The 15398-nt window shown below is 70.3% G+C and carries 12 protein-coding genes, 3 tRNA genes and 2 pseudogenes; 8 read left to right on the plus strand and 9 right to left on the minus strand.

The window, feature by feature from the left end:
• From I5G_RS14590 to I5G_RS14610, 5 genes are all read right to left on the minus strand, one after another.
• The coding region (locus tag I5G_RS14590; protein ID WP_022879715.1) for a kynureninase at positions 1-981 on the minus strand (981 nt) is incomplete at its 3' end.
• A complete protein-coding gene (locus I5G_RS22750; RefSeq protein ID WP_022879716.1) occupies positions 971-1906 on the minus strand; it encodes an amidohydrolase in 936 nt (311 codons plus the stop codon). The genes I5G_RS22750 and I5G_RS14590, both read right to left, overlap by 11 nt.
• Positions 1907-1914: 8 nt before the next feature.
• Entirely contained in the window at positions 1915-2169 is a 255-nt protein-coding gene (locus I5G_RS14600) for a glutaredoxin domain-containing protein (RefSeq protein ID WP_022879717.1), read from the minus strand.
• A gap of 43 nt (positions 2170-2212) precedes the next feature.
• Complete coding sequence (locus I5G_RS14605; protein WP_022879718.1) at positions 2213-3337, minus strand: glycosyltransferase family 2 protein; 1125 nt, start codon at positions 3335-3337, stop codon at positions 2213-2215.
• A 130-nt stretch (positions 3338-3467) separates the two neighbouring features.
• On the minus strand, positions 3468-4547 hold the full coding sequence (locus tag I5G_RS14610; RefSeq protein ID WP_239642552.1) for a polysaccharide deacetylase family protein: 1080 nt from the start codon (positions 4545-4547) through the stop codon (positions 3468-3470).
• 180 nt (positions 4548-4727) lie between these two features.
• Between I5G_RS14610 and I5G_RS14615 the strand changes: the two genes are divergently transcribed.
• The 3 genes from I5G_RS14615 to I5G_RS14625 all read left to right on the plus strand — a co-directional run bounded on the left by I5G_RS14615 (position 4728) and on the right by I5G_RS14625 (position 8608).
• Positions 4728-5684, plus strand: a complete 957-nt coding sequence (locus I5G_RS14615; protein ID WP_022879720.1) for a Gfo/Idh/MocA family protein — start codon at positions 4728-4730, stop codon at positions 5682-5684.
• Between the two features lie 44 nt (positions 5685-5728).
• Positions 5729-6922: a chromate efflux transporter gene (gene chrA / locus I5G_RS14620; protein WP_022879721.1), complete on the plus strand. Its 1194-nt coding sequence runs from the start codon at positions 5729-5731 to the stop codon at positions 6920-6922.
• Positions 6923-7024: 102 nt separating this feature from the next.
• Positions 7025-8608 (plus strand): AMP-binding protein, encoded by a 1584-nt coding sequence (locus I5G_RS14625; protein WP_022879722.1) that lies wholly within the window; start codon positions 7025-7027, stop codon positions 8606-8608.
• Positions 8609-8875: 267 nt separating this feature from the next.
• Here I5G_RS14625 and I5G_RS14630 read toward each other — a convergent pair.
• The 3 genes from I5G_RS14630 to I5G_RS14640 form a co-directional block, all read right to left on the minus strand.
• Positions 8876-8948 (minus strand) — tRNA-Phe (locus tag I5G_RS14630).
• A 64-nt stretch (positions 8949-9012) separates the two neighbouring features.
• A tRNA-Asp gene (locus I5G_RS14635) sits at positions 9013-9086 on the minus strand.
• A 26-nt stretch (positions 9087-9112) separates the two neighbouring features.
• Positions 9113-9185, minus strand: a tRNA-Glu gene (locus I5G_RS14640).
• Positions 9186-9502: 317 nt separating this feature from the next.
• Between I5G_RS14640 and I5G_RS14645 the strand changes: the two genes are divergently transcribed.
• The gene (locus I5G_RS14645) at positions 9503-10825 is read left to right on the plus strand and encodes a M23 family metallopeptidase (protein ID WP_239642553.1); all 1323 of its coding nucleotides are present in this window, start codon (positions 9503-9505) and stop codon (positions 10823-10825) included.
• 53 nt (positions 10826-10878) lie between these two features.
• Here the strand turns inward: I5G_RS14645 and I5G_RS14650 are convergent, their stop codons facing one another.
• Complete coding sequence (locus I5G_RS14650) at positions 10879-11412, minus strand: inorganic diphosphatase (RefSeq protein ID WP_022879724.1); 534 nt, start codon at positions 11410-11412, stop codon at positions 10879-10881.
• Positions 11413-11518: 106 nt separating this feature from the next.
• Here I5G_RS14650 and tilS point away from each other — a divergent pair, with 106 nt between their 5' ends.
• The 4 genes and pseudogenes from tilS to I5G_RS24825 all read left to right on the plus strand — a co-directional run.
• Entirely contained in the window at positions 11519-12520 is a 1002-nt protein-coding gene (gene tilS / locus I5G_RS14655) for a tRNA lysidine(34) synthetase TilS (protein WP_022879725.1), read from the plus strand.
• 23 nt (positions 12521-12543) lie between these two features.
• Entirely contained in the window at positions 12544-13095 is a 552-nt protein-coding gene (hpt, locus tag I5G_RS14660; protein WP_022879726.1) for a hypoxanthine phosphoribosyltransferase, read from the plus strand.
• A 149-nt stretch (positions 13096-13244) separates the two neighbouring features.
• Positions 13245-14968: pseudogene (gene ftsH, locus I5G_RS22755) on the plus strand (ATP-dependent zinc metalloprotease FtsH); the annotation flags it as partial.
• Between the two features lies 1 nt (position 14969).
• A pseudogene (locus tag I5G_RS24825) lies at positions 14970-15398 on the plus strand (M24 family metallopeptidase); the annotation flags it as partial.

Below are 15398 nucleotides of genomic sequence, written 5' to 3' on the forward strand. Positions count from 1 at the left end.
CAGCGCGAACTCGGTCAGCGCCACGGACTTCGCGCGGATCGCCGCGATGCCGGCGTCCTCGATGAGATCGAGCGTGTCCTGCATCGCGAGCATCGCGAGCACCGGCGGCGTGCCCGAGAGGAACCGCCGCATGCCGTCGGCGGGACGGTACTCCGGTCCCATCGCGAAGACGTCCGCCGCGCCCATCCACCCCTGGATCGGCTGCGTCAGGGTCCGCTGGTGCCGGGCAGCGACGTACGCGAACGCGGGGGAGCCCGGGCCGCCGTTCAGGTACTTGTACGTGCAGCCGACGGCGAGATCGACGCCCCACGCGTCCAGCTCGACGGGCACGGACCCGGCGGAGTGGCACAGGTCCCACAGCACGAGGGCGCCGGCGTCGTGCGCGATCCGCGTCAGGGTTTCGGCATCCGCGAGATATCCGGAGCGGTAGGACACGTGGCTGAGCAGCACGACCGCGGTGCGCGGCCCGACCACGGCGCGGAGCGCGGTGGCATCCACTCCGCGCGACGTGTCGACCTCGACCCACACGACCCGTGCGCCGCGTTCGGCGGCGATCCCCTCGACGAGGTAGCGGTCGGTGGGGAAGTCGTCACGGCCGACGACGATCTCGAGGCGTTCCGGGTCGGCTTCGGAACGCTCCGCGAGCGCGGCGCGCAGCAGCTTGTAGAGCAGCACGGTCGTCGAGTCGCCGATGATCGTCTGCCCGGCCGCGGCCCCCAGCGTCGATCGGCCGAGGCGGTCGCCGATCCGGAACGGCAGGTCCATCCACGACTCGTCCCAGCCGCGGATGAGGCGCCCGCCCCACTCGTCGGTCACGAAGGTGCTCAGCCGGTCCGCCGTGGCGCGCGGCGGTCGACCGAGCGAGTTGCCGTCGAAGTACACCAGCGACGTCTCGGCGCCGACGAACGCGTCGCGGTATCCGGCGAGCGGGTCGGCGGCATCCAGGGCGGCGGCCTCGGCGGCGAACGATTCAGTCGACACGGGTGAGCTCCTCGGTCGGGACGACGGTCGCGCGCGACAGCCACGTCGCGAGATCGTCGGGGTCGGTCGGCGCGGGACCCGCGAGGAAGCTGCGCACCGCGTCGGTTCCCGTCCTCTGCGGCCACGGATCGGTGAGGGATGCCACGAGCGCGTCGCCGCGGATCCCGGCTTCCTGCAGTGCGAGGAGCTCGCGGCGATTGACGCCGAGGGGGAGCGGGCCGTTGCCGAGGTCGGTACCGTACAGCACGCGTCCCCCGCGAGCGGCGAAGGCGCCGAGGTGGGCGATCGCCCGGGTGCGGGCCTTTCCGCGGTGAATGTCGAGCGTGGAGATCCACACCTGGCCGCCCTCTGCCGCGCGGGTGAGGGAGTGCCGGGAGAGTGTGGCGTCGAACGGGGTGTGGGCCAGTGCCGCCACGCCCCGGTCGATCGCGCGCTCGACCTGCCCGGCGCCCTGGGCGTGGGCGACGACCGGAAGACCCCGGTCGGCCGCCGCGGCCAGCACGGCGTCCAGGACAGCGTCGGGCATGACGGGGCCCGCGTCGGCGTTCAGCGCGACCTTGATGACGGCGGCGCCGGCGTCGGCCTGCGCATCGACAGCGGTGCGCGCGCCACCCGGAACCCCCGGGTGCAGCGACGGGTCGGACACGGTGTGCACGATGGCATCCGGTGCCCACGACCGTCCGCTCGGGTATCCGCCGGGCGCCGTGAGGAAGGCCCCGGCGAACGACACCCGCGGCAGCCCCGCCGCGCGTCGCGCGAGCACCGCCGGGTCGCCACCGAGGTCCACGACACCGGCGATCCCGCGAGCGGGGAGGGCATCGATCTCGACGAGGTGCGCGTGGACGTGGTGGTCGGTGAACGCCGGGAGCGACGTCCCGATCTCACCGGTCGCGTGACGGCGAACCGGCCACGCGGCGGTGAGCATCGGGAGCGTCAGATCAGCGAGAGCTCGCGCAGCTTGGCTTCGACGTCGGCGTTCGACGGCTCGACGTGGTGCGAAGCATCGGGGTACACCACGACGGGGATGTTCGTGCGACCGGAGATCTCCTTGGCCACATCGGCGGCGGCCGGGTCGGCTACCAGGTCGACGTACTCGTAGGCGACGCCGAGTTCGTCGAGCTGCTTCTTCGTGCGGATGCAGTCGCGGCACCAGTCGGCGCCGAACATGCGGATGGATGCGTCAGACATGGTTCCAGGGTACGCCGCCGGGACCGAGCCCGGCCGGGGCCGTTCAGGCGGCGATCTCGTCCTCGAGCGTCTCGGGGAGGGGCATCTGCGCCAGGCGGCTGCGCTTGGGGGCGTAGACGACGAGGGCGTGGTAGACGAACCGGACGACGAACGCCGCGAGCAGCGTCACCGCGGTGGCGATGACCACATGCAGGTGCGCGGCGCTGACGAGCAGCCACAGCAGGGGGATGCGGACGAGCGCCTCGATGCCGTTGAACGTGAACGACTTCACGAACCGATGGCGCATGAGCCCCGACTCCGCGCGCATGTCGGCGAAGACGAGGTACTCGAGCGCGAGGAAGTTGCCGATGATCGTCAGGACGCTCGCGATCACGGAAGCCACGAGGTACTGCACGCCGATCCCCGTCAGCGCCCACGTGATGAGCAGGTTCGCGACGGCGCCGATGCCACCCACGACGGCGAACGCCGACATGCGGCCGAAGCGCAGCATCGTGAGCTGCGTGAGGAACCGCATGCCCTGGCTGAAGGAGGCCTTCGACTCACCGGCGAAGCGCGGGGCGAAGGAGAACGGGACCTCGGCGACGCGCATCTGCTTGCGGGCGAGGATCTCGAGGAGGATCTTGAAGCCGCGCGGACGCAGACCCTCGACGTCGAGCGACGTGCGGTCGATCAGGAAGAACCCGGTCATCGGGTCGGAGCAGTTGTGCAGCTTCCGCGGGAACATGGCCTTGGTCAGCATCGTCGACCCGCGCGACACGAGCGTGCGCACCGCGTTCGCGAGCCCGTCGGAGGTTCCCCCCGCGATGTAGCGCGAGGCGACCACGACGTCCGCGTCACCCATCTCCGCGCGGGCGAGCAGTTCGGCGATGACCTCCGGCGGGTGCTGCAGGTCGCCGTCCATCACGACGCAGAAGTCGGATGCCGCGGCCCGGATGCCGTCGACCACGGCTCCGCCGAGGCCGCCGACGGGCTGGTCGCGGTGGAGGAGCCGCACCGGGATCGACGCCTGAGCAGCGACCGCCCGGATGATGTCCGGCGTGTCGTCGGTGGAGTCGTCGACGAAGAGGATCTCGACGGCACGACCGGGAAGCGCGGCCGTCGTTCGACGGACGAGTTCGGCGACGTTCGGACCCTCGTTGAAGGTCGGAACGATGACGGATAGGTCCATGGATGCTCGCGTTTCGGTGGTTCCGGAGATACAAATCGTAGACGGGCCCACGCGTGGCCCAACTTAGGATTGTGAATCATTCACCTGTGAGATACCGGCACGCGGGACACAGGGAGCGGTTCCACGCGCCTCAGCCGATGGCATCCTTCAGATCGTCCACCGTCATCCCGTAATTGATGCGGATGACCGGGAGTGCGAGCTTGTCGGTTCCGACGTGCACGTATCCGTGCTCGACGGTGCGTCCGAGCTCGAACCCGGCTCGACGCACGCCTTCCTTCGTCGTGTCGTTGTAGTGGCCGAACGGATACGCCACGACCTCCTTCGCGCCGAGGATCTTCGCGGACTGCTTGAGGTCCGCCGCGATCGTGTCTGCGTCCTCGTTCACCATGCGTCCCTTCCCGTTCGCGCCCGCGCGGTGCATGTCGTGGGTGTGCGAGCGCTGCTGGACGAAGCGGTTGGGCGGACCTTCCGTGCGGGCGGAGGTGATGACGAACGACGTGGTGAGCAGATTGCGCCCGTCCACGACCGGTGCGGCCTGCTCGAGCCAGGTGGTGTCGGCGTCGTCGTCGGTGATGATCACGGAGTGGCGGGGGAGGAAAAGTGCCCCGTCGATGAAGGCGCTCACCTCGTCCCAGGTCGGCAGGTAGAAGCCGGACTGCTGGATGTACGCCATCTGCGCGTCGAAATCGCCGATGTACGTGTAGTTCGCACGGAGCCAGCTGTCCTCGCCCTCGGGGTTCCGCGTGAACTGGTGGTACATGAGGATCGGGATGCCGGCATCCTCCGCCGCGTTCTTCTCGGGAGTCGTCCACGCCCCGTACAGGGTCTTCTGCCGGCCGGTGCAGGCGACCAGGTCGGCGCCGTTGATGCGAGCGGGGAGCGTGAGCGCCGCGGCGTCGGCGTCGGTGGCGTACCAGCCGGCGAACACCCGGCCGTCGGAGCGCGGCAGCGGCAGCGCCGCGTAGCGGGTGTCCTGGGTCTGCAGCTGCGGGTCGAGGGCGATCCCGTCCCCCGCGAACGAGATGGCGCACGCCTTCGGATCGGCGCTCGTCGACAGGAGCCTCTGCGCCGCGGTGAGGGGCGTCGGCGTGGGGGTCGGCGTCGAGGTCGCGACCGGCGTCGGGCTGTTCTCGGCCACGGGTCCGGCGGACGAACCGCGCAGCAGCGCGAACACCGTCACGCCCCCGCCGATCAGGGCGATCGCGACCACCGCCGCGACGGTGCGGCGCAGGCGTGCCCGCCGTGATGCGCGTCGGCGTGCCTGCGTGCGTGTCCCCATCGATTCCGCCCCCTGATCGTGCCGATCGTCCCCACGATCAGGGCGATCCTAGTGGGACGTTTCGCGAAGGACGTGGACGAAGACGCAGGACGTCGCCGCCATGATGGGGGGATGATCCGCATCGGCATCGTCGGGACCAGTTCGATCTCCGAGCGTTTCGCGGACGCGGTCCGCACGGTCGACGGCGTCGAGCTCGGTCGGGTCGCGTCGCGAGATGCGGGACGCGCGCGGGAGTTCGCCGCGCGCATCGGCGCCCCGGGTATCGCGGAGGGCCTCGACGCGCTGCTCGCCGCGGGCGACGTCGACGCCGTCTACCTCGCGAGCCCGAACGCCGTGCACGCGGCGCAGGTCCGGGCAGCGGTGGATGCCGGCATCCCGGTGCTCGTCGAGAAGCCCGCGACCCTCACGGCGGGGGACTGGGATGCGCTCGTGACGCGGGCACGGGAGCGCCGCGTCGTGCTGCTCGAAGCGATGCGGACGGCCTACGACCCCGGCATCCGGGTCGTCCAGGATCTGCTTCCCCGCGTAGGTCGGCTGCGCCGGGTGTCGGTCCGCTACGAGAAGCGCTCGCCGCGGTACGACCACGTGCTCGCGGGCGAGCAGACGAACATCTTCGACCCGGCGCTGGGCGGCAGCGCGCTGCGGGACCTGGGCGTGTACCCCCTCCACGCTCTCGTGCTGCTGTTCGGCGAGCCGAGCGAGATCGTCGGGAGCCGGGTGGGCATCGCGTCGGGCACCGACGGGCTCGGCAGCGCCATCGTCGGGTACGACGGGTTCCTCGCCGATGTCGCGTGGTCGAAGATCACCGACACGTCGCTGCCGAGCGAGATCCAGGGCGAGGACGGCTCCCTCTCGATCGACGCCATCGACGCCCCGCGCCGACTCGTCCTCGCGCCGCGCGGCGGGGCGCCCGAAACCGTTGAGGTGGACGCGCCCGAGAACCCGATGATCGGCGAGGTCGAGCGCTTCCGCGATGCGGTCAACGGTGCCGACATCGCGGCGGATCAAGCCCGGACGGCGGCGACCCTGCGGCTCGTCGACCGCGTCCTCCCGCGGCCCCTGCGGTGAGCCCGGTTCACCTGTCGTTTCCCCTGGAACGTTAGGAAGAGCGGATGACACGAGCCGGCACCGTTCCCGAGGTGTTCCTCGCGTTCCTCCGGCTGGGGGTCACGTCGTTCGGCGGGCCGATCGCGCACCTCGGCTACTTCCGCGACGACCTGGTCACGCGGCGCCGGTGGATGGACGACCGCGCCTACGCCGACCTGGTCGCCCTGTGCCAGTTCCTCCCCGGACCGGCGTCCAGCCAGGTCGGTTTCGCGATGGGACTGCAGCGCGCCGGGTTCCTCGGTGCTCTCGCGGCGTTCCTCGGGTTCACCCTCCCCTCGGCCGTGCTCCTCGTCGCGTTCGCCGCCGGGGCGTCGCTGTTCGGCGGGCCGGTGGGCGGCGGCATCCTGGACGGGTTGAAGATCGTCGCCGTCGCGATCGTCGCGCAGGCCGTGTGGGGGATGGCGCGCACGCTCACGCCGGACCCGCCGCGCGCCGCGATCGCCGTCGTCGCGACGGCGCTGGCCCTCGTCGCCCCGGGGGCCGTGGGGCAGCTCGGCGCGCTCGCGGTCGGGGTGCTCGCGGGCCTGCTCCTGCTGCGGGAGGTGACCGACCCGCCCGGGGAGTCCCTGCCGTCGTTCGGCGTCCCACGCGCCGTCGCGATCGGATGCCTCGTCGTCGCGGTCGTCGCGCTCCTCGGGCTTCCCGTTCTGGCCGCGGTGACGGGATCGGGGGTGGTCGCGCTCGCCGACGCGTTCTACCGGTCCGGTGCCCTGGTCTTCGGGGGCGGTCACGTCGTCCTGCCCCTCCTGCAGGGCGCGGTCGTGGAAACCGGCTGGGTGTCGCCCGATGCGTTCCTCGCCGGCTACGGCGCCGCACAGGCCGTCCCGGGTCCCCTCTTCACGTTCGCCGGATACCTCGGCGCCGCCTCCTCGGTCGGTCCGGGCGGGGTCGCGGGAGCGGCCGTCGCGCTCGCGGCGATCTTCCTGCCGGGCTTCCTCGTGCTCGTCGGCGTGCTGCCGTTCTGGGATGCGCTGCGCGGCCGCCCGCGGGTCCGCGCGGCCATGCGCGGAGCGAACGCGGCGGTCGTCGGCATCCTGGCCGCGGCGCTGTACACACCGGTGTTCACGACGGCGATCACCGGTGCGGGGCCGTTCGTGCTCGCGCTCGCCGGCTTCGTGCTGTTGACGACGTTCCGGACGCCGGCGTGGGCCGTCGTCATCGTCGGAGCCGCGGGCGGGGTCGCGCTGTCGCTGCTCTGAGAGTCGGCTGAACCTCCGTCTCGAAAGGAGTGACACCGAGTTTCGCCTTTGGCAGGATGGGCGCACGGCGACGGCGCCGCATCCGGTATCGAAGGAGATCCCGTGTTCCACAGCCCCTACTCGCGTATCGAGATCCCGTCCGTCAGCGTCTATGACCACCTCTTCGGCTCGCTCGAGGAAGCCGACCTCGACCGGGTGGCGATCATCGATCCCCAGACGGGAGCCGAGACGACCTACGGCACGCTGCGCGCGCAGGTCGACGCCTTCGCCGGTGCCCTGGCTCATCGAGGTGTCGACACCGACACGGTGGTCGCGCTGCTGTGCCCGAACGTCCCCGCCTTCGCGACGGTGTTCCACGGCATCCTGCGGCTGGGGGCGGTGGTGACGACGGTCAACTCCCTCTACACGGCCCATGAGATCGAGACGCAGCTGAGGGATGCCGGCGCCACCTGGCTCGTGACCGTCTCGCCGCTGCTCGGGCCCGCCGCCGAAGCCGCGCGCGCGGTCGGCATCCCGGACGAGCGCATCGTCGTCCTGGACGGCGCCGAAGGTCATCCCGACCTGCGATCGTTGCTTGCGGAGCAGCGGACCCCGCCCCAGGTCTCGTTCGACCCGGAGACGCACGTCGCTGTGCTGCCGTACTCCTCCGGCACCACCGGCGTCCCGAAGGGCGTGATGCTCTCGCACCGCAACCTCGTCGCCAACGTCGACCAGTGCCGCGTGAGCATCCGCCTGAACAGCGACGACCGCGTGCTCGCCGTGCTGCCGTTCTTCCACATCTACGGCATGACCGTGCTGCTGAACCTCGCGCTGCGCCAGCGCGCGACGCTCGTCACGATGCCGAAGTTCGATCTGCTGGCGTTCCTGCGGTGCATCCAGGCGCATCGCTGTACGTTCCTGTTCATCGCCCCGCCGATCGCGCTCGCCCTGGCCAAGCATCCGGTCGTCGACGACTTCGACATCTCCAGCGTCCACACCGTCTTCTCCGGCGCCGCCCCGCTCGACGGGGAGACGGCCGAGACGGCGGGCCGTCGCATCCATGCCCGGTTCTTCCAGGGCTACGGCATGAGCGAGCTCAGCCCGGTGTCGCACGCGATCCCGCCCGAGCGCGAGGACATGCCGGTCAGCTCGGTGGGCGTCCTGATCCCGAACGTCGAGGCCAAGCTCGTCGACATCGAATCCGGTGCCGAGATCGAGGAGCACGGCGACGACGGGTTCACCGCGCCTGGGGAGCTCTGGATGCGCGGACCGAACGTGATGCTCGGCTACCTCAACCGCCCGGATGCCACGGCGGACACGATCGACTCCGACTGCTTCTTGCACACCGGCGAGATCGCCACCCACCACGAGGACGGGTACTTCACGATCGTCGACCGGCTCAAGGAGCTGATCAAGTACAAGGGGTATCAGATCGCCCCCGCCGAGCTGGAGGCGCTCCTGCTGTCGCATCCGAAGATTCAGGATGCCGCCGTCATCGGCGTCCTGGACGAGGAGAAGCAGGAGATCCCCAAGGCCTTCGTGGTCCCGGCCGCGGGTGCGGAGCTCACGGCCGACGATGTCATGGCGTTCGTCGCGGCGGAGGTCGCGCCCCACAAGAAGGTGCGGCGCGTGGAGTTCGTGGATGCCATTCCCAAGTCGGCATCCGGCAAGATCCTGCGGAAGGACCTGCGCGCGCGGGAGGCGTGACGCGGGCGGCGGGCCGGTGCTCCCGCGAGGGCGGTGCGTGCGGGGGGCCTGTGCTCGTGCGACGGTCGCGCGTGCGAGTGCTGCGCGTGGCGGGGCCGGCGTTCGTGTTCGTTGACACTGAAACGGGGTGCGGGCGCCCGAGCGCCGAGCGCGTGGCGTGGCGTGGCGTGGCGTGTCGTGGCGGCGGGACGAGCGGGAAAAAGACGAAACCCCCGCGATGTAGAAGCTACGCGAGGGTTCCTGGGGTGACTGTAACGGTCACCCGTGTGGCTCCGACCGGCATCGATCCGGTGACCTTTCGATTTTCAGTCGAACGCTCTACCAACTGAGCTACAGAGCCGAGCGGCATGTCTGCCGCTTCCTAAACGAAAGGCCTCCTCGAAAGAAGGCCCGTCGCTGTGGAGCGACCCTGACGGGACTTGAACCCGCGACCTCCGCCGTGACAGGGCGGCACGCTAACCAACTGCGCTACAGGGCCATGCTTGTTTAATTGTGACCGGTGAGTGACCCCAACGGGATTCGAACCCGTGCTACCGCCGTGAAAGGGCGGCGTCCTAGGCCGCTAAACGATGGGGCCGGATGAACCCCGAATCGTGCGATTCCGTGCTCACTTGCCGACGACCGAGCCTACTTCATGATTCTTGAGATTGCCAATCGGGGGCGTGGCGCTCCGCATCCCTGGCGTGTCGGCGGTCCAAACTGGTCCCCGGCAGCGGGAACTCGCCCTGTTGTTCGTGTGATTCGTGTTGCTACTGTGGTGCGAGTTGCGAACCGGTGAGATGAGGTATTCCCGTGACGCCTGAACCCCACGACGGCGCTGACGACTGCGGTTGCGCGCCGAGCCCGAGCGAGCGGGCACGGCTCTGGCCTTCCGTCGATCGCCGTGGTGCCCTCATGCTCGGCGCGTTCGGTGCCGTCGCCCTCGGTGCGGTCGGGGCCACGTTCCCGTCGCTGGCATCCTCGTCCCCCGCCTTCGCCGCGGATTACCCCTCGTGGGCCGACGTCGAGGCCGCTCGGGCGAACGAGGCGGCCAAGGCTGCCGAGATCACCCGCATCCAGGGCCTGATCGCGGGACTGCAGGCCGACGTCGACCGCACCCAGGCCGAGGTCGTCGCACGCTCGAACGAGTACTACGCGGCGCAGCAGGCGTTCTTCGACGCCGACTACCGCGCGCAGCAGCTCCGGACGCAGGCGGATGCGGAAGCGGCCAAGGCGACGGATGCCGCGACCAAGGCCGGCAAGGTCGCCGCCCAGCTCTACAAGACCGGTGGCGACGACACCTCGCTGGACCTGTTCTTCTCGGGGTCGGCGGCCACGGCCGACGATCTGCTGGCGAAGCTCGGCACGATGGACAAGCTGCTCGAGCGCAACCGCTCGGTCTACGCTGCCGCGGTCGCCGCGCGGGACAACGCGAAGAACCTCAGTGGTCAGGCCGATGACGCCAAGGCCGAGCGCGACCGCCTGCAGAAGATCGCCGAAGACCAGATGGTCGCCGCTCAGCAGGCCGCCGACGCCGCGCAGGCGGCTCTCGCGGCCCAGCAAGCGAACCAGGTCGTTCTCCAGGCCCAGCTCGCCGCACTGCAGGACACCACGGCGAAGACGGTGGCGGACTACCAGGCCGGTGTCGAGGCGGAGCGCAAGGCGCGCGAGGAGCGCGAGCGCAAGGCGCGCGAAGAGGCTGAGGCACGCGACCGTGCCGCGGCGGCCGCGGCAGCGGCCGCAGCCGCGAACAACGGCGGCGGCGGTGGCGGTGGCGGCGGTGGCGGCGGTGGCGGCGGCGGCGGAAGCGTCGGCGGCTCCGGGTGGGCCCGGCCTTCCTCCGCGGGCACGACGTCGGGATATGGACCGCGAACCGGTGAGTGCGGCCCGAACTACTGCGCGAGCACGTGGCACCTCGGCCTCGACTTCGGAGCGGGGTGCTGGTCGCCGATCTACGCCGCGTCCAGCGGCCGCGTCACGTACGCCGGGTACAACGGCGGCTACGGCAACTACATCCGTATCCAGCACGATGACGGCTCGGGTACCGGCTACGCCCACATCGTCAACGGCGGCATCTACGTCTCGAGTGGTCAGCGCGTGTCCGCCGGTCAGCAGATCGCCGCAACGGGGCAGACGGGCAACTCGTTCGGGTGCCACCTCCACTTCGAGGTCTACCCGCCGTGGGGCGGGACGACCGACCCGGCTCCGTGGCTCCGCGATCGCGGCGTCTGGGTCTGAGCAACGCGAAAGCCCCCGGTCGAGGACCGGGGGCTTCGTCGTGACCGGGAGGGTCAGAGCGTGTTGGGCGCTTCGCCCTCGCCCTGCGTCTTGGTCTGAGCGTCGTGCTCCTCGAAGCGCGCGAACGCCTCGCCGACCAGGCGCTCGGCTTCCGCGGCATCCGCCCACTCGTCGACCTTGACCCACTTGTTGGGCTCGAGGTCCTTGTAGTGCTCGAAGAAGTGCGAGATCTCCTTCTTGGTCCAGTCGTCGATGTCGCCGACGTCCTGGATGTGGTCCCAGCGGGGGTCCTTCGCGAGAACCGCGACGACCTTGTCGTCGCCGCCCGCCTCGTCGCTCATCTTCAGCACGCCGACGGGGCGCACCTTCGCGAGGATGCCGGGGTACAGGTCGCGGTCGAGGAGCACCAGCACGTCGAGCGGGTCGCCGTCCTCGCCGAGCGTGTTCTCGAAGAAGCCGTAGTTCGCCGGGTAGCCGAACACCGTGTACAGGATGCGATCGAGGAAGACCCGACCGGTGCCGTGGTCGACCTCGTACTTCACGCGGCTGCCGCGCGGGATCTCGATGACGGCGTCGTACGCGCCCATACGTGTGCTCCTTAGATCGGTGGATTTCCGCGCCCAGCCTAGCCGGGGCGGTTCGGCTGCCGTCGGCTCCGGTTCTCGCCACGACACAACGATTAGCGTGGATGCCATGCACGAGCGACGCCCCGGTCTCGATCCCGCCGTCGCCGAGGTGCGACGGGCGGTGCGCACGAGCCTCGACGGGCGCGACGGCGCGGTCCTCGTCGCACTGTCGGGAGGAGCGGATTCGCTCGCCCTCGTGGCGGCGACCGCGTTCGAGGCGCCGCGGCTCGGCATCCGGGCCGAGGCCGTCGTCATCGACCACGGGCTGCAGGACGGGTCGGCGGCGATCGCCGAACGTGCGGCCGACGTCGCGCGCGGGCTCGGGCTCACCGCTCGGGTGGTCGCGGTCGAGGTGCGCGGGGCGGGTGGTCCCGAGGCCGTCGCCCGCGACGCGCGGTATGCCGCCCTCGCGCGTGCCGCCGCGGAGACCGGGGCCGACGCCGTCCTTCTCGGCCACACCCTCGACGACCAGGCCGAGACCGTGCTCCTCGGCCTCGCGCGCGGGTCGGGCGCGGCGAGCCTGTCCGGCATGTCTCCCGAGCGGAGGGATGCCACCGGCCCGGTGTGGCTGCGCCCGCTCCTCGGCGTCCGCCGGGAGGTGACGGCGGCCGCGTGCGTCGCGGAGGGGTTGGATCCGTGGCGCGACCCCCACAACCTCGACCCCGCGTACGCGCGGGTGCGCGTCCGCGAGACCGTGCTGCCGACGCTCGAGCGCGAGCTCGGGCCGGGGGTCGCCGAGGCGCTCGCCCGCACCGCGGAGCAGCTGCGGGAGGATGCGGCGGCGTTCCAGGACATGATCGACGAGACGATCGAGGACATCGTCGAGCACGCCGAGGCCGGCATCTCGGTGTCGGTCGCGGCGTTGGCGGCGAATCCCGCGGCGCTCCGGAATCGCATCGTGCGCTACGTCGTCGGCAGCGAGTTCGGCGTCGCCCTGACCCGTGCGCAGACGCTGGAGGTCGCCCGCCTCGCGACAGACTGGCGCGGACAGGGGCCGATCGACCTGCCCGGCTGCGTCGCGCGCCGCGTCGGCGGGCGGATCGAGATCGTCGCGCGGGCGGCATCCTGACTCCTCCTGCGTAGACTTTCAGGATGCGCGCGGCCGATATTTCCGACGACATCAGCGAAGTCCTCCTCACCGAGGAGCAGATCCACGGCAAGCTCGCCGAACTCGCCGCGCAGGTCGCGGAAGATTACGCCGGGCGCGACGTCGTGCTCGTTGGCGTGCTGAAGGGCGCCGTCATGGTGATGGCCGACTTCGCCCGTCACCTGCCGATCCACATCACGATGGACTGGATGGCGGTCTCCTCGTACGGCGCGAGCACGCGCTCGAGCGGCGTCGTGCAGATCCGCAAGGACCTCGACACCGACATCACGGGGAAGGACGTCCTGATCGTCGAGGACATCATCGACTCGGGCCTGACCCTCAGCTGGCTGCTGGAGAACTTCGCCTCGCGCGGTGCCGCCTCGGTCGAGGTCCTCGCGCTGCTGCGCAAGCCCGACGCGATGAAGGTCGAGGTGGAATGCCGTTACGTCGGGTTCGACATCCCCAACGACTTCGTCATCGGCTACGGGCTCGACTACGCCGAGAAGTACCGCAACCTGCGCGACGTCGCCGTCCTCGCGCCGCACGTCTACTCCTGACGGTGGTCGGGATGCCGCGCGCCGGGGCGTGGCATCCGTGGTCCCGGTACGCCCACGACGAACGCACAGTCTCGGCATAGCCGTCGGGCGTTACCCTGTTTGAACCGCTTTTCCCCGAGCGGATCACGAAAGGGCTGGGCTCGCCCACCATGGATTTCAAGAAGATCACGCGCAATCCGATCATCTACGTTCTGCTGGTCGGTCTGCTTCTGGTCATCGGTTTCTCGCTCATCACGAACCTCAGCGGCGCGCGCCAGATCTCCACTCAGGAGGGCCTCGAGCTGCTCAAGGGCAACACGGTGGCATCCGCGACGACCAATGACACCGATCAGCGCGTGGATCTGAAGCTCTCCCAGCCGTACGAAGGCGCCGACAGCGTGCAGTTCTACTACGGCGGTGCGCGTGCGTCCGAGGTCGCGACCGCGATCGACAAGGCCGCCCCGAAGGACGGCTTCAACGACGTGGTGCCGCGCCCGGGCTGGTTCGACGGGTTCATCTCGCTCATGCTGCCGCTGGTGCTGCTGGGCCTGCTGTTCTGGTGGCTGCTCTCCAGTGCCCAGGGCGGTGGAAGCAAGGTCATGCAGTTCGGGAAGTCGCGGGCGAAGCTCGTCACGAAGGAGACCCCGACGGTCACCTTCCAGGACGTCGCGGGCTCCGACGAGGCCATCGAAGAGCTCGGCGAGATCAAGGACTTCCTGAAGGACCCGAAGAAGTTCGAGGAGGTCGGCGCGCGCATCCCCAAGGGCGTGCTGCTGTACGGCCCTCCCGGCACGGGGAAGACCCTTCTCGCCCGCGCTGTCGCCGGCGAGGCGGGCGTGCCCTTCTACTCGATCTCCGGTTCGGACTTCGTCGAGATGTTCGTCGGCGTCGGCGCGAGCCGCGTCCGCGACCTGTTCAACCAGGCCAAGGAGAACTCGCCGGCGATCATCTTCATCGACGAGATCGACGCCGTCGGCCGCCACCGCGGCGCCGGCATGGGTGGCGGGCACGACGAGCGCGAGCAGACGCTGAACCAGATGCTCGTCGAGATGGACGGGTCGACCCCAAGGTCAACGTCATCGTCATCGCCGCGACCAACCGTCCCGACATCCTCGACCCCGCGCTCCTGCGCCCGGGCCGCTTCGACCGGCAGATCGGCGTCGACGCCCCCGACCTGAAGGGGCGCCAGCGCATCCTCGAGGTGCACGGGCGCGGCAAGCCGCTGTCGGACTCCGTCGACCTCGAGGTCGTCGCGCGCAAGACGCCCGGTTTCACCGGTGCCGACCTCGCGAACGTCCTGAACGAGGCCGCTCTCCTGACGGCGCGGTCCAACGCGCAGCTCATCGACAACCGCGCCCTCGACGAGGCGATCGACCGCGTCATCGCCGGTCCGCAGCGCCGCACGCGCGTGATGAAGGACAAGGAGAAGCTCATCACGGCCTACCACGAGGGCGGTCATGCTCTCGCGGCGGCGGCGATGAACCACACCGACCCCGTCACCAAGGTCACGATCCTCCCGCGCGGCAAGGCCCTGGGGTACACGATGGTGCTGCCGCTCGACGACAAGTACTCCGTGACCCGCAACGAACTGCAGGACCAGCTGACGTACGCCATGGGCGGCCGCGTCGCGGAGGAGATCGTCTTCCACGACCCGACCACCGGCGCCTCGAACGACATCGAGAAGGCGACGAGCATCGCCCGCAAGATGGTCACCGAGTACGGCATGACGAACGAGGTCGGCCCGGTCAAGCTCGGCTCGTCGTCGGGCGAGGTGTTCATGGGCCGCGACATGGGTCACGGTCGCGACTTCTCCGAGCGCATCGCCGAGCGCGTCGACGCCCAGGTCCGCGGACTGATCGAGCAGGCGCACAACGAGGCGTACCAGGTGATCAACGCTGCACTGGACGCGCAACGACGGCGCCGTCGTCCCGGGCGACCTCATCCTCATCGACGCCGGCGTCGAGGTCGACAGCCTCTACACGGCCGACATCACCCGCACGCTCCCCGTGTCCGGGCGCTTCACCGCGGTGCAGCGGCGGGTCTACGAGGCGGTCCGCGAGGCCGCCGACGCCGCCTTCGCCGCGGCGCGTCCGGGCGTGCCGTTCCGCCGCATCCACGAGGCCGCCATGGAGGGTCATCGCCGCCCGCGTGGCCGAGTGGGGTCTGCTGCCGGTGACGGCGGAGGAGGCTCTGGATGCCGATCGCGGCGGTCAGCACGGGCGCTACATGGTCTACGGTACGAGGCACCACCTCGGCATCGACGTGCACGACTGCGCGCAAGCGCGTCGCGACATGTACTACAACGGGCTGCTCGAACCGGGCAT

Origin of the sequence: Microbacterium sp. B19, assembly GCF_000333395.1 — a bacterium.
GTDB lineage: Bacteria > Actinomycetota > Actinomycetes > Actinomycetales > Microbacteriaceae > Microbacterium.

Bases quoted from the DNA above. Each gene is read 5' to 3' on its own strand.
- I5G_RS22750 (WP_022879716.1), bottom strand. From the start codon at position 1,906: ATGCTCACCGCCGCGTGGCCGGTTCGCCGTCACGCGACCGGTGAGATC.
- I5G_RS14600 (WP_022879717.1), bottom strand. From the start codon at position 2,169: ATGTCTGACGCATCCATCCGCATGTTCGGCGCCGACTGGTGCCGCGAC.
- I5G_RS14605 (WP_022879718.1), bottom strand. From the start codon at position 3,337: ATGGACCTATCCGTCATCGTTCCGACCTTCAACGAGGGTCCGAACGTC.
- I5G_RS14615 (WP_022879720.1), top strand. From the start codon at position 4,728: ATGATCCGCATCGGCATCGTCGGGACCAGTTCGATCTCCGAGCGTTTC.
- chrA (WP_022879721.1), top strand. From the start codon at position 5,729: ATGACACGAGCCGGCACCGTTCCCGAGGTGTTCCTCGCGTTCCTCCGG.
- I5G_RS14645 (WP_239642553.1), top strand. From the start codon at position 9,503: ATGCTCGGCGCGTTCGGTGCCGTCGCCCTCGGTGCGGTCGGGGCCACG.
- I5G_RS14650 (WP_022879724.1), bottom strand. From the start codon at position 11,412: ATGGGCGCGTACGACGCCGTCATCGAGATCCCGCGCGGCAGCCGCGTG.
- tilS (WP_022879725.1), top strand. From the start codon at position 11,519: ATGCACGAGCGACGCCCCGGTCTCGATCCCGCCGTCGCCGAGGTGCGA.
- hpt (WP_022879726.1), top strand. From the start codon at position 12,544: ATGCGCGCGGCCGATATTTCCGACGACATCAGCGAAGTCCTCCTCACC.